Below are 13,966 nucleotides of genomic sequence, written 5' to 3' on the forward strand. Positions count from 1 at the left end.
AAAACCGTCGATCGTGCCACCGTTGACCCGCGTCGCCGCCACCTCAAATTCCTGTTCGCGATGGCGTGGAAACCCTGTTCTTTTTGCCGTGGAATCGGCGTTCACTTTGCCGTGGAATTCGTGTTCTTTTTGCCGTGGAATTCCTGTTCACTTTGGCGTGGAATATTCAGTGCCGGATGCCCAGAGGATGTACTGGCTCTTCGTGAGATCGCACAGGGCAATAAAGAGCTGGGTGCGCAACGCCTCGATCTCGTTCATGCCGTGAGACTCGTCGAGCACGACGACGGGCCTGTGCCAGTGCTGGGTGCGCGCGAACGCGAGGAATTTCTCCTGCGCGTCGTAGTGCACGATGTAATAGCGCATGCGCGGCCCGGGTGGTTTGCCCATCTGGCTATGCCAGTATGGCTGGGGCCGTTTGAACTGGGTAACGATCGTATCCTCCCAGACCTTCTTCACGGCCCGGCCGGGGCATACGACGATCACCACATCGGCGTGCAACTGCAGCCCGAGTGCGAGCCCCATAAACGTGTTGTGCGTGACGACAAAGCCGTCGGTCACATAGAGTCCTTCCTCATCCGCGATGGAGATGCATTGCGCCGGCATCCTCCCGATGAGCTCGATCTTTTCAATGCCGAGCTTGAGCGTTGCGGCGTACTGGTTGCCATTGTCGAGCCGCGTCTTCTTCCGGGGTAACGAGAACAGCTCTTCCGGATGCCGGTGGCGGATGTTGATCTGGTACGCCACCCTGCCCTGTTTTTTTTCGCCGAGCCAGGTGAAGCTTTTGTGCTTCACCGACAGGCTCGCAATGCCACCGAGCGAGCGCACGAGATACCGCACGCCTGCAGCCAGATCCGGGCTTGTGCTGAGGAAACTGGCCGAACCACACTTGTCTGCTGTGCCGTCGGTGTCCATCAGGCCATTGAGCAGATCAAGGCGTTGCTGCCGGGAGGCAAGCAGGTAGGGCTGCGGGATCACCTTGTTGTGACTGTGGCGGTACATCAGCCCGAGTTGATGAAGCTTCTCGACGAGCGGATTGAAGCGCGGTCTGCCCGCAACAGGGATACCGACAAGGTTGTATTCGTTCATGGCGGCGAGGTTGCAGATGCACATGTCGGGTCCCAGCCGCGACTGGATCTTCTCCCGAATGAAGATATCGGGGTTGCTGATGACGACCGCATTCCCGGTGCAGATACAGCCATCGCCGAGTATGACGCCAAGAAGATAGGGATCGACCGGCAGATCTACGGGTATGGAATCTTCGGCTTCGATTAGCGGAACATAGGCGCGGCCGCACGGGTATGAGGTCGATTCGAGGATTTCCCGCGTCGGGCGGATTTTCCAGTAACCGCTTTTGCTTTCGTGCCGCAGGTGCACCTTCCAGAGATGGTCGCCGCAGCATTCGACCTGCCTGCCGTCACGGAAGGTGATACGGTAGATGTCCTTGACACCCTGCGGATACACGCCAGTCACCCGCGTCGGTGTTCCCCTTGAGGTGACGACTTCCGTGCCGACCGTCACCTCGCCCATCGTCAACCAGCCGGATGGCGTCTTGATGAGCGAATGCAGAGGCTGGGCTTTGCCCGTACCAGCACCGGCGCCGAGCAGCGCACCGTGCAGACCAAAGCGCGGCACCATCTCGTTGAACCAGCGAAAGAAGCCCGCCTGGTGCTCGAGCGGCTCCCACTTCAGCTGGTTAAGCTGGGCGGGGTCGAGGATATCCGGATGCTTGATCAGCGTGTCCTTCATCCATGTCGACTCATAGATGCCGGCGACGACCTTCTTCAGCGCCCGGATATTGTGTCCCCTCCTCTTTTCCGCGATGAGCCGGTTAAAGGCGTAGACGACGTCAGGCGCGAAGAAGCGATTGAATACGATATCCGAAGGGCTCACCCTGCTGAACATGATGCTCGCGATCTTCTGCGTGCCCCAGACCTCACCGATGGTTTTCGCGACCGAATCGCCAGGCAGGCCCGACACCTCGATCTGGTCTCCCGATTCATCAACACGCACCATGCCAAGTAGACGCCTCAGACCGGAGAACATGGGATCCTCCTGATACGATCAGAAATGGTCAGGCGCCCTCCATGGAAAAATCCCAGAAGGGTTTAACGGACCTGCCGCCGGGCGAACTGCTGATTGGGCCACTGGTTGTGCCATCGACAGGACCGCCTCCGGGTGACCTGCACGTGATTTCAGGGGCGTCGATGTCAAACGGGATGCCGTGCTGGTTAAAAGGCAGCACACAGTAGAGATCCCTGGGCGAGGTCTGGCCGATCAGGCGATGCTTGCCGCGCTGGACCGTGAGGAACGATTCACCATTGACGATCTCGATATGGATGAAGATCTCCAGATCCACCTCCTGGTCGATCTGGCGTGAGCCCTTGTAGTAGCCCATTCCCGGCAGATGCCTGACGAACTCCGTGGTCCCTTCCCGGATGAGCTGGCGCGCATCGCTCGAAAGCTGGTGCGGGGTGACGAAGGCGATCTTCCTGACTGAAAAGAAGTTGCGCACGCGCCGGTAGAGATCGAGCAGGTCGGTGCCGGTGGGGCCCGTGGTACAGCCCGTGGTCGGCAGCATCGAGAGGTAGTCCACCATGCACAGGTGGACTTCGTAGCCTTCGGCCTCGAGTTCGAGGATCTTGTTGCACAGGTCCTTGTAGGTCCAGTCGGAGGGGTTGACCCGCATGAGGCGGATCTCGTAGCCGTTGACGCGCAGGCGGTCCTGTACATAGGTTGCGATGGGCGCGATGTAGGCTTCGAGTTGCTCCTCCGACATCTTCTCGAAGTCCGCGCGGCTTCTCGTGATGATCTCCGCCTCGCGTCCGTCGTGCGCCATCAGCACTTCGTACATGTACTGGAAGTTCAGTTCCAGATCGTCCTCGAAGGAGATGCGCAGCAGCAGCGGCCGTCGCGCCGGATCGATCATCTCGGGTGTATTGAAGAGCGCCACGCCGATGAAGATCGCAAGTGAAAAGCCGGTCTTGAACTTGTGCTGCAGCGCCGGAATCACCACTTCCTGCCCGCGCCGCAGGCCGCCGCGCAGCATGCGGTTGACCGCCTGCCAGCCGGTCCTCATGAGGCTCTTTCCGCTCTCGGCCTTCTTGACTTCGCGGAAGATGCGCTTGATTTCCTCCACGCGCGAGAAGTCGACCTCGGAGACGATGGCTGGATCCCTGGCCTCCGGGTCGACCTGATAGGGTTCGAGCTCGGCGCACACCTCCGAGACGAACTGCTTCATGCTGGTCACTTCGGTGCGGTTAAAGCGCAGCTTGTTGGCTGCCTGGTTGATGATCTGCTGGATCTTCTCTTCGCGAAAATATTCGTTCAGCGAGCGGCGCAGGTTCAGTACGGTGCGCCGCAGGCGGCTCTCGCCGAGCTCGGCGCCGATGCCATCGACGAACGATCCGTAGAGCTGCTCATCCTCCCCACAATCGACTTTCAGCTGCTGCAGGATCTCGACGCTTTCGTGTTCGTGATCCGGCGGGACTTCGCACATTAAGAGTGCGGTTTTCTTCAGGGCCCGGATGATCTCCCGATCATGTTCGAGCCCAATGGAGTGTTGGGGCTCCTTGATCTCGGCGAGCACGTTTCTCACGAGCTGCGCGGAATTTTCCTGTGCACCAGACAGTTGGTTCTCGCGAAACAAGAGCGTGATGCACTTCACGAGCATCAGTTTGTCGTTCATGTCGGTGAATAGTGTGAACAGCGGTGTGAACAGCGCTTCCCATGCATAGATAGGCGACCGGAAATAATTTTTTGACTGTTGACCCCTGGCGACCCATCCCGACCCCTGTTGACCCTTTTGGAGCCGAATCACGTGATCGCGTCAAGCTCACCCGGTTCATTGAAGGAGATCGTGCTGATTCCCCACTGGGTGCATGAAGCATTGGCCCGTCAGAAGCTGCCGCTCTCCGAATGTCTGAATTTCGCCGTGCTGCAGAGAATGTCGAGCGTCAACGATCTGGCCTGCTTTTATGGTCTGCAGCACTACATCGAGGAGCTGGTCTACGCGTCCGGCACGCTCGGGCGCTGCTGGGAGGGGACGGTGACAGACAGGGACAGCCGCGCGCTGCTGATGCAAACGATTCTTCCGCTCGCGGCCCATCTTCAGGCGAGCGGGGAGATTGAATCGCGGTTATTCAGCCCGCAGTCGCGTCTGCCATGGCATGACGAGCCGTTCAGCATTCACGACATCACGAGGGAGGTCGGGGGTGTGGTGATTTACCCGGGTTTCTTTGTCGGCGAGGGTCAACCCGGGGGCCAACCCGACACATACCGGGAGCAACTGGTCACGGGTCTTCTGAAACTATTGTATGCGTACAACGCCTCGCACGAAGTGTCCGGCACGCGTCTTTTCCGGCACTACCTCGACATGTTATCTGGCAGGCAGCTGAGCGTCTGAGCATCAAGGCGTCTGAGTCAGCCCGACCCGGTAGCCTTCCCTTAATCGTGATAGTCAGGATTCCAGATGACATACGCCACCACCCTCTTCCGGAACAAGGGCCGCAATGGCGCGCTGCCGGTTTCGCAGCTCGATCGTCTGATCGAGTCGCTTCGCAGTGAACAGCACGAGCGCGGCTCCGCTTTCGCGTCGAACCAGATGACGCGCGCAGCGCTCGCGCTGGAGAGCATCGATTCAGCGGTGCAGATCGAGCTGAACAATACGCTCGACGGGCTCAGCACAGCACTCGAGACGATCGTGACGGAGCTCGGCCTGAACCGCGAGCTCACCCAGGCCCAGCGCGATGCGGCCAGCGCCGCGGGGATGCTCTCGGGCGACATTACCGCGGCGCTGCATCAGCCGATCCGGCACGAACGCGTGTCGACCGAGAGTGTGAACTACCTCTCACCCGAGACCGGCGAGTTCTTCTACGAGCGCATCCAGCCCGCACTGGAAGCCTACGACGAGAAGGAAAACAGGAACGCTGTCGTCTACATGGTGGCCTACAACATGATGGCTGCCCGCCAGGATGAGTTCGGCGAAGCGTTCTACCCGACTGTCGTGGTGGGTAACGATCAGGTGGGCTACACGGTCTCGATCCGGCTGATCGAAATCAGCAACGACATCCGCCGGCCGATCTCAGGCGACGCATCGAACAACTTCAACCGGCGCAACATCGTGCAGGCGGTGATCTATCCGGACCTGCTGCGCAACGACATCACGAAGGTCATACCCGTGGTGCGTGACGACTCGGCAAAGTACTTCGTCGACCCGGCGCTCGTTGCCCCCTACAACGTGCTGCTCACGGACGGGAGTGCCTCCAGCACTGCGCCGCTGGCGATCGGCAGGAAGTTCTCGCTCATCAACATCTCGCAGACCGAGTCGACGCTTGACAGCGGCCTGATGGATATTACCGACGCACTCGACACCAACGTGGTGCTCGATGCCGTGTATGTCGAGTTCACGAGCGGTGGGACCGGTGGTGGCACAAGCGAAGTGGTGAAGTTCAGGACCAGTGCCATGCAGCGCGCGACGTTCAACTTCGCGGTGCAGGGTTACTACCGGGAGATGAACCTCCAGTTCGACAGCGAGACGCTCCTCGTGGGGCCGAACACGGTGCTCGCTGATGGCGGCCAGTCAACCATTCTGGCGCCGGTTGTCTCGCAGGGCTACGAGGCCCGTATCGGCATGGACGTGTTCGGCAAGGTCGTGCTCGAAACCGGCGATATCTCGCTGAATGCTTCGCCGGTACGACTGAATTCGATCAAGGATACGACGGACAAGCTGCTCGATCTTACGACTGGCACTGGCGCCACGCTCGCCGCCCTCTTCGATGGCGCGACCGTGATCGGGTACGACATCGACGCGCGGCGTACCAACAGCAACCGTCGTCAACGCGGCAAGCTGCTGAACACCAACTTCTTCAGCCAGGTCTACACGGTTCCGCTGCATGCGCCGATCACCATTCCGCGCCCGATGCAGGTGGGCGACGTCAATGATTCGAGCGACCTCGCGGCGCTGATCACGGCCACACGAATCATGACCAGCAACGACGCGGTCGATGCGATTTTCCGGCTGCGCGATCTGCTCGCCGAGACAACCAGTGCCCTGAATACGACGCCAGTGCCGAACAATCCGCTTGACACGCCGGCGATCCTTGGCGTGTCGGCGTTCATCATCCAGCCGGCCTTCATGTATCGCGAGCTGCAGGTCGATTCGAGCCTCGATTCGCTCTCGGCTCACCAGCGGGCGGCGGATGTGCAGGCGGCGCTCGTGAATGAGATTCGCGACATGGCCTACACGCTTTACGTGCAGTCGGGCTACAAGGCCGCCGCGGATGCGCGTGCCGGTGGCGTGGCTCCGGTACCGACGGTTGTGATCGGGACGGATCCGTATATTGCACGATATCTGATGACCACCGGCGACCTGCGCACCATGGGCATCGCATTCGACACGAAGGTTGTCTCGACCCTGAACGAGCGCATGTCGGGCAGGATCGTCCTGTCGTTCGGCGACTTCTCGTCCGAGACGGCTGGCGTTCCCAATCCGCTGCATTTCGGAAACATGGCGTGGAAGCCGGAGACGACGGTGGTGTTGCCCATGGTGCGCAACGGCGCGCAGTCCAAGGAGCTCACCGTACAGCCTTCCTACCTGCACATCAACAATCTGGCGGTGCTCGGCGTGATCGATGTTTCTGGTATCACGGCGGCCGCGACCTCGAAGGTGCCGGTGAACATGCGCACGGTGCAGTGAAAGATGCGTCGTTATGCATTACGCATACCCTGTCCCGGGGCTCGTGCCCGCTTCGGCCATGCGGCTGGGGCGGGCTTCTTTTTTGCCGCCGTTGTGATCGCCTGCTGCTTGCCTGTTTCGAGGATCCTGGCAGGCCGCGGGCCTGCCTTTATGTTCGCTGTTGTCTGGCAACGAAGAATTCTTCGACGATATATCACTATTCTGAGCGCCGCTGTTATGGCGCACTTCCAGAGCAGCGAAATCGCGTTGTTCATGCGAGGGAATCGAAATGAATGCGTCCCAACCAACGAATGAGTTTTGATCAGAGCGACCACTTTGTCCCCGACACGTGGTACGGAACGCCCGTGTTTTCTGTCGTGGGGCGCAACGAGCTGTATGGCAGCCAGCAGCACGAGAGATTCGAAAAGAGAACGAGGTATCTGAACTATCTGCCGCAAACGGTGACAGTCATTGAGCGCAACGGCCTGTGTGTGGAATTGCCGCCGTTTCCCGACGCGTCTCGATCGACGTTTGTGATCCAGACCGACTGGCTTGTGCACCGAAGTCTGCAAACGCGTTTCATGCAGCTGCTCAGGAACGGCCACGAGCACGAGACGAAAAGCGTGATCGCCCTGCGCGAATGTGTGCAACGGCAGAGAACTGAACCGCATGACCACTGGATCACGTTCCGGTGCGAATTGTCGGTATCGCTGGAAGATTTGAACCGCCATAGGGGAGAGATTTACGAAAACGATAGCGATATTGTTATTTCCGTCTATCCTGGAATAGATGCGGGCCCGCATCCGTTTAGCGAATCTGGGCGTGTTCTCACGGAGCTGCACTCGATGGCTGAGGCGGCCGTTGAGCACGCGTTCTTCGAAAGCATCCGGATCGTGGACAACACCGGCACCTACGGCGACCGGTTCATCAACCGCAATGGTTCCATACACCGCATTAAAAGTGCGCGTGATCCGACCCGGGAAGATGGCGTCTGGCTGGCTCGTCAAAAACCATTCACGCACACACGACAAACCGAGTCGATCGGGTGGCGGCGCTATGCATTCGAGGAAGCCGACGAAGCGCTGGAGCTGTATAAAACTTACGCGGATGCGAAACATTGTGGTGATGGCGAGACGAAGCGAAAGCAGGAACTTGCCGGGCAGGAGGAAAAACTGGCGCGGGCGAAATATGAGCTGAAGAAGCAGCAACTCGCGCATCAGGAAAAGCAGCAGGCATGGGAGCGTGAGAAGGCGAAGTTCCAGGAAGAGCTGGAACGGCGGCAGTTCGAGTTCGAAAAGGAAACTCGTGAAAGCAGGCTGGAAGCTGAGCGTGAGCGCTTCTATTACGAGCAGCGGCTGCTGGAGGCAAAACAGAGCGCCGAAAGGAGGAAGGAAATCAACGACTGGCTCAAGCAGATGCCAGGCATCCTGAGCGCGGTCGCGCTTGCGTGGCTGACCTACAAAACAGCCAGATTGCAGGCGAAGTAATGATGGGCAATCAGGGCAGCAAATGTGCCGGGACCGGCGAGGGAGAGAGAAAATCGACCCCGAAATTGAAAGACTGATCGACGCGCACACGCCGCGTCTGAATCCGGTGATTGCGAACGGCATCGCGGTCGAGCACATGCAGCAGGTTCACGTAATCAATTACATCGATTCCGTGTTTCGTGCCGCTGCGAAGGGCTTTCCGGAGTGGCTGGCGTACGAAGGATGTCGTGTGTGCACCCCGCCCGAAGAATATGGCGAGGCATCGCGAAAACAGGGCAATAGCAGACGGACGATCGATATTGCGCGATCGGATCTCTATCTGGTGAAATTCCACTTCAGGTTTCGGGATGAAGAAATCGAACGCAACATGTATCTGCCGTTCGTGGGCGAAGCGGGAAGCATCATGCTCCGGGGCAAGCGGTTCTTCATCTCCCCTGTGCTGTCAGACCCGATCATCAGTGTGGGCGCGGAAAGCGTGTTCGTGCGCCTGCTGCGCGATCTGCTGACGTTCAGGCGTGTGACGCACTACTTCGTGGCCAATGGCCGCGTTGATCAGGCGAGCGTGGCGTGGTCGCTCGTGTATCACAACACGCAGAAGAAAATGAAGAATGTCCAGCCGACGGTCAAGATGCATTCGACCATGGCGCACTATCTGTTCTGCAAGTATGGCCTCGTGAGGACGTTCGAGGTGTTCGCAGGATGCACGCCGGTAGTGGGTGGTAGCGAGATCACCGAGGAGCGTTATCCGCCTGATGCGTGGGTGATCTGTCGCAGCCGGCAGTTCAGGCCGAAGGGATTCCTTAAATCGGTCTATGAGCCGTCGCGGCTACGCGTCGCAGTCACGCGCGAAGAATACACGAGGCTCATGGTGCGCAATCTCATCGGTGGCCTCTTCTATGTGGTTGATCATTTTCCTTCGCGGGTGCTGCCGGAGTACGTCAACAATTCAGCACCAGCGTGGATGGATAACACACGCACGTGGATCCTTCTGATGGGGCACGTCCTGTTTTCCGGAGACATGCCGGAAGGTGTGCTGGGCGACGAGATAAACAAACATCTGAAATCGCTTGATGAATATGTCGACAGCTTCGTGCTGAAAAAATTCAATGCAATTGGTATGCCGGTTTCCGACCTGTATCAGTTTTTCGCTGTCGTGGTCGAGAAAATAAGCGAGTGGATTTTCGAAGGCGCTGGCCACATCAACAGCATGTACGACAAGGAGCTTTCAGTTCTGTATTTTGTGTTGCAGGACATCACGCGGGCCATCATGGGACTCTACTATAAAGTCACGTCCGCCGAAAAGAAGGATCTGACGCGCAAGGACATTGAAGACCGGATGCGAAATACCATTATGACCGGTCTGATTTACAGGATTACCAGGCAGCACCCGGAGGTCACGCCGCAGTCGGGTTCAGGAGACAACAAGGCGCTCAAGATCACGGGTGTACTGGTGCCGCAGTCGGACAGCTCCAGACAGGGTGGGCGGAAGAAGCGGGCGGCGCTGGACGATCCCACGAAGTTTCTGCACGTCTCCATGGCGGAGGTTGGCGGCTACAGCAATCTGCCGAAGTCAGGTCCCACCGGGGACCGTCGCCTGAGCCCATGGCTGCACGTCGACCCATCAGGGCGCGTTCTGCGTAACCCGAAATTTATTGCAATGCTTGAGCGTATCCAGAGCGAGATCACGCGCTCCAGATAAATCCCCCTCGCTTTCGGCATCAATCGATTCCTCCTGGCGAGTAACAGATTTTTCAAGGAACCAATTTTCATGTATTCCACGTTTTCTCAAACCGCGCCTCATTCATTGCCAGTGAGTTCGCAGGCCCTGGAACTGAATTTTCTGCGGTTTTCAATACAGGAGCCGCCGTTCGTTCCCAGGGTCGAAATCGAATCCTGGATGGTCGGCTACGTGCGGATCGTGGCCGGTTTGAGCGCGAATGTGATTCAGGAGCAGGCGCAGAGCAATCCGCTACGCACATTCTTTTTCAACCTCTTCGCCCAGAACAATTTCGCCAATGACAAATTCGCGGCGCTGGTTCAGGGCATTCTCGACTACATCGTCATCACGATTGGCAGCCAGCCCGGCATCCCGGTGGAGGAGATACTGGAAAGCTCGGTGAGGAACATGATCGAGCTGGTGACGGCGTCGATGACCAAGCTCTATCCGCAGTTGAGAACCTGCCTGGATACGAGGGGCGAAGAAGATGTGAACTACCTCGTTCGCGAATTCGAGCGGATCACGGTCGCGATCGACCAGTTCCGACGGCAATTTGGCTATCAGTATGTTCCGGCAGGCCAGTCGGGTAACCGGGCACCGGGAAATGACAGGATGGCTGTGCCGCCCTCGCGCCCGGGCAGCGGCGGCTATCCGGATATCTATCCTGCTCTGGATCGTCGGCCAGTGCCGGTAGGTTACCCGGCCCGTTACGACGGCGTGCACGAAGCCTCGGCGCAACTCTTCGGCGGCGCCCAGTCGCCGCAATCCATCGTTCCCCGGTCCGGCGAAATTTTCAGCAGCCGGTTCTCCAACCTGTCAGACGCGTCCACGTCGCGGTATGCGCGCGTGAACGGGTCGACGTCGCAGGGAAATAGCACAATGAATGCCGTAATCGAAGAAAAGCCAGCAAAGGATGGCCCGCTTGAGGACGCCAATAACACCAGGCTCGTGTGGTTTCCATTCAGGGACCAGCTGTATCACCCCATCTACGACCCGGATGCACACCAGCTCTTCTACCAGAAACTGGCCGGAGATGATGTGCTGGCCGTTCTCAGGAGTCGCGGGGATGACATGGACTACGACCGTCACAGGACGAAAAGTGTTTTTGGTCCTGTCCCCCCGGGGCTCGATCTTGATGACCGTGAGCGGGTCGCGGATCGGCTGCAACAGGGGCTGAAGGAAATCCGCGAGGAAAGACAGGCGCGCGAGGAAGAAGTGGTACCGGAGGTCTGTACCCATGTGAAGGAGGCGGTCATCGAGGAATCTTCGCTTGAGGCGGTCTGGCTGCAGGCAGCCGTCGAGTGGCAGGCCTCGGCGGAAGGCGGACGTCGGCCCGGCATCTTCCGGGTTTATGGCGATGTGTACGATATTGCGGTTGGCGACGAGGATGAGAGCGGGTTCGTCGAATCGCTCAGAAGCGCGGGCACGTTCAGGAATCTGCGGAGCATTCTTGACGACCGGTACGGCGTGGTATCGGACAGTCTCTGGTACAAGGCCAATGAACGCGCCACGCGCCTCGTCAATCGGGTGCTGGCGTTGAATCTGGGACTGCGCCAAACCACGATCGATTCGTTCACAGGGGATCTGGAAGCGTTGCTCCAGGCGTTGCGCCACTCCTGGGGCGCGGCGATGGTCGAAGCGCTGGAGCGTCACCAGCGCGCCCTGATCGCAGCGATGTACCGGGAGACGCCTGAGAGTAACCAGGTATTTATCGCGGATAGCTTGTGCGACGCGTGGCCGCAGGGGCTGGACAGACCGAAACTGACGTTCATGTCGTCGTGGTCGAGCCTGACATTCGTGAACTGCACCTCGCATGAACTGGCCGTCGAGTGGGGCAAGGACACCACCGCTCTCGTCACGAAACACGCTGTGCCGCTCTTCTACCAGATCGTGCGGGACATCGTCGAGGAAGCCCGGAATCTGGGCCACAACCTGGAGCATTACCTGTTGCAGACGTCCGACGGGAAGATGATTGAAATCGGCACTGCCTTTCTTGCTGATGATGAGGGTTACGTCGTGCGTCTCACAAATTAGGTTATAGAGATCGGTTGGGCGGAACATTTGCTCCCCGGAAATATAGCCCGGGGGCGTGGACGGAGTTTGGCTCAATGAATGAAGATTCATGCCAGTAATACGGTGCCAGATTCCCGGGATTTTCAATTTGATAAGGAGTGCGATCATGAATGTAGAGGGAGATCCGCTGGAAGTCATTGTCCAGGGCGGATCCGTTGAGGCCAATACGGTGGTCTACGGAGTTGTGCAAGGTGCGCTCTCCGATGCGGGCTTTACCGGGGTAACGGTGTCTTCGCCGCAAGGTGACAGGGCGGCGCATGTCGGCATGATTCCGACAATGCTCGATGCAGTACGGGCTTCGCGTCCGGAACTCTTTGCGACGCCCATCAGCGTGAAGCAGCACGCTCCCCTGGAGGAGGTCGGCTCGCTCATCGCGGACAACCCCGATCAGCTCGATCTTGGGCAGATCGTCTATGGCATCGGAGATTCCGGCGACGATGAGCCGGGCGAGACCGCTGAAGATACCGCGCAGGTAGCGGAAAAGTCCCTGGAGCCTGAAGCCGTTCAAGAGCAGGTCTGACCGGCGACGGAACCGGTAGTGCGTGACGTGCAGGACGTCCTCCCCATCATTCGATGGGGAGGACGGGAGGTATTCGTGTTTTCTTTTTTTGGGGATTCCGGCAGCAAAGCGGGAAATCAGTTCTCAAGGAGGTGTGTCGTGAACAGGACCGGATGTCAAGCAGCAGGCGACGAAGTCGCCGCCCTGCTTGCAGTGATGACGCCTGACGAGAATTACTCAACCGACGCTCTGGCCGCCAGGCTTGGCTGGACGATGTCGACCACACGCATGATGATCCACGCTGCGCAGGACACGGGTGTCCTCTGGCAGAATTACCGTGGGGCAAGCAGCGAGCCCATTCTGTGGGTGCGTCGCGAGCGCAAACGTGAACCATCCATGGCGCCAGGCAAGCAGATGGGAGTACTTCAGGATTACGAGCGCGAGTGGCGGACCTTCCGTGATCTTTGCATGCTGACGCGCACCAGGTAAAGCAGCGCGCCAGGCGCTGTGAGATTCATCCATTTAACGGCGCCGCGAAAGAGCCGGCCGTCCTCGTCGCGTGATTCCCTGTTCTCCAGGGGCAGATACAGCGGCAGGTGGCCGGCTGTACATGGCTTTTGACTGGAGGAGAAGAGCTGGAAGCTCTCACTGGCTGGTGGCGCCCGGATGCATCCCGCGCGCGACTCCCCCATCCTTCTGCAATCCTGCGCATTTCAGGTTACAGGCCAAAGGCGCGAAGCTTGTGGTCCATGCCTGCCACGAAAAGCTGGCCGTTGACGACCGTCGGCGACGTGAGGATGGCGCTCGTAGGCCGCTCGGCGACCGGAAGGCTGTTGGTGCTCCAGAGTATCTGTCCGCTCTTTGCGTCCATAGCGAACACCTGGTTGGCGATTCCGTCGGCGTAGTACACCACGCCGTTGGCGACGATCGGGGAAATGGCCGGGTTGCCAGAAACCGAGTCCTTGCCGACCGGCTGCTGCCAGGCGAGGCTGACGGAACAGTTGCCACTGATGCCGAGTGCGAGGAGCCCGTGGTTGTCGAAGCCAGTGGGCGAATGGGACGGAGCCGCCATGTACAGCTGGTTCAGCACCGGATCCCAGGCAGGCAGGCCGATGTTGGTCCCGGAAGACCTGGGCTGACTGATGTTCAACGTTTGCAGGGGCCCTGACGGGATGGTGGCCTGGTTATAGATGAACAGGTTGCCAGTCTTCTGGAACGCTGCAAGCATTGCCGGGCAGCCACGAGGCTGGAACAGCGGTGCAGTCGCACCGAAGTCCGCGTCTCGCGTAGCAGTCGCCATCGGCGAGTTTGACGCAGTCACGGCCAGGCTGCTGGTGAGCTTGACAACGTGTTCTGCAAACGCGGCGTTCTGCGGGTTGGCGATTGCATTACCCGTCAGCGCATACACGGCTGACCCGCCCTGCACGACCGAGACGCCGCCCGGTCCCCAGATGCCGCCGCCGTTGGGCCCGCTGGCCCCATCCGGGTACCAGCGCTGCAGGATCGCGCCGTCGGGG

At 59.2% G+C, this 13,966-nt stretch carries 10 protein-coding genes; 7 read left to right on the plus strand and 3 right to left on the minus strand.

Annotation, left to right across the window (positions count from 1 at the left end; genetic code table 11):
* Window positions 1-147 precede the first annotated feature (147 nt).
* Both P3T23_RS45930 and P3T23_RS45935 read right to left on the minus strand, forming a co-directional pair.
* On the minus strand, window positions 148-2,043 hold the full coding sequence (locus P3T23_RS45930) for a hypothetical protein (protein ID WP_429322650.1): 1,896 nt from the start codon (window positions 2,041-2,043) through the stop codon (window positions 148-150).
* A gap of 28 nt (window positions 2,044-2,071) precedes the next feature.
* A complete protein-coding gene (locus P3T23_RS45935; RefSeq protein WP_429322651.1) occupies window positions 2,072-3,685 on the minus strand; it encodes a DnaB family ATPase in 1,614 nt (537 codons plus the stop codon).
* 132 nt (window positions 3,686-3,817) lie between these two features.
* Between P3T23_RS45935 and P3T23_RS45940 the strand changes: the two genes are divergently transcribed.
* The 7 genes from P3T23_RS45940 to P3T23_RS45970 all read left to right on the plus strand — a co-directional run bounded on the left by P3T23_RS45940 (window position 3,818) and on the right by P3T23_RS45970 (window position 12,938).
* Window positions 3,818-4,402, plus strand: coding sequence for a hypothetical protein (locus P3T23_RS45940; protein WP_429322652.1), 585 nt, complete (start codon window positions 3,818-3,820; stop codon window positions 4,400-4,402).
* A 66-nt stretch (window positions 4,403-4,468) separates the two neighbouring features.
* On the plus strand, window positions 4,469-6,694 hold the full coding sequence (locus tag P3T23_RS45945) for a hypothetical protein (RefSeq protein ID WP_429322653.1): 2,226 nt from the start codon (window positions 4,469-4,471) through the stop codon (window positions 6,692-6,694).
* 272 nt (window positions 6,695-6,966) lie between these two features.
* Window positions 6,967-8,160, plus strand: a complete 1,194-nt coding sequence (locus P3T23_RS45950; protein WP_429322654.1) for a hypothetical protein — start codon at window positions 6,967-6,969, stop codon at window positions 8,158-8,160.
* 22 nt (window positions 8,161-8,182) lie between these two features.
* The gene (locus P3T23_RS45955; protein ID WP_429322655.1) at window positions 8,183-9,859 is read left to right on the plus strand and encodes a hypothetical protein; all 1,677 of its coding nucleotides are present in this window, start codon (window positions 8,183-8,185) and stop codon (window positions 9,857-9,859) included.
* A gap of 69 nt (window positions 9,860-9,928) precedes the next feature.
* Window positions 9,929-11,911: a hypothetical protein gene (locus tag P3T23_RS45960; protein ID WP_429322656.1), complete on the plus strand. Its 1,983-nt coding sequence runs from the start codon at window positions 9,929-9,931 to the stop codon at window positions 11,909-11,911.
* A gap of 145 nt (window positions 11,912-12,056) precedes the next feature.
* Window positions 12,057-12,470, plus strand: a complete 414-nt coding sequence (locus tag P3T23_RS45965) for a hypothetical protein (protein ID WP_429322657.1) — start codon at window positions 12,057-12,059, stop codon at window positions 12,468-12,470.
* 138 nt (window positions 12,471-12,608) lie between these two features.
* Entirely contained in the window at window positions 12,609-12,938 is a 330-nt protein-coding gene (locus tag P3T23_RS45970) for a hypothetical protein (protein ID WP_429322658.1), read from the plus strand.
* Window positions 12,939-13,167: 229 nt separating this feature from the next.
* On the opposite strand, the gene P3T23_RS45975 is transcribed toward P3T23_RS45970, so the two are convergent.
* Window positions 13,168-13,966, minus strand: a 799-nt coding sequence (locus P3T23_RS45975; protein WP_429322659.1) for a PQQ-binding-like beta-propeller repeat protein, incomplete at its 5' end; no start/stop codon positions are given.

The organism is Paraburkholderia sp. GAS448, from assembly GCF_050435685.1.
GTDB lineage: Bacteria > Pseudomonadota > Gammaproteobacteria > Burkholderiales > Burkholderiaceae > Paraburkholderia.

What these genes read in the sequence shown, in the direction of transcription:
- P3T23_RS45930 (WP_429322650.1), bottom strand. Translation starts at nt 2,043, where the DNA reads ATGTTCTCCGGTCTGAGGCGTCTACTTGGCATGGTGCGTGTTGATGAA.
- P3T23_RS45935 (WP_429322651.1), bottom strand. Translation starts at nt 3,685, where the DNA reads ATGAACGACAAACTGATGCTCGTGAAGTGCATCACGCTCTTGTTTCGC.
- P3T23_RS45945 (WP_429322653.1), top strand. Translation starts at nt 4,469, where the DNA reads ATGACATACGCCACCACCCTCTTCCGGAACAAGGGCCGCAATGGCGCG.
- P3T23_RS45950 (WP_429322654.1), top strand. Translation starts at nt 6,967, where the DNA reads ATGCGTCCCAACCAACGAATGAGTTTTGATCAGAGCGACCACTTTGTC.
- P3T23_RS45955 (WP_429322655.1), top strand. Translation starts at nt 8,183, where the DNA reads ATGTGCCGGGACCGGCGAGGGAGAGAGAAAATCGACCCCGAAATTGAA.
- P3T23_RS45960 (WP_429322656.1), top strand. Translation starts at nt 9,929, where the DNA reads ATGTATTCCACGTTTTCTCAAACCGCGCCTCATTCATTGCCAGTGAGT.
- P3T23_RS45965 (WP_429322657.1), top strand. Translation starts at nt 12,057, where the DNA reads ATGAATGTAGAGGGAGATCCGCTGGAAGTCATTGTCCAGGGCGGATCC.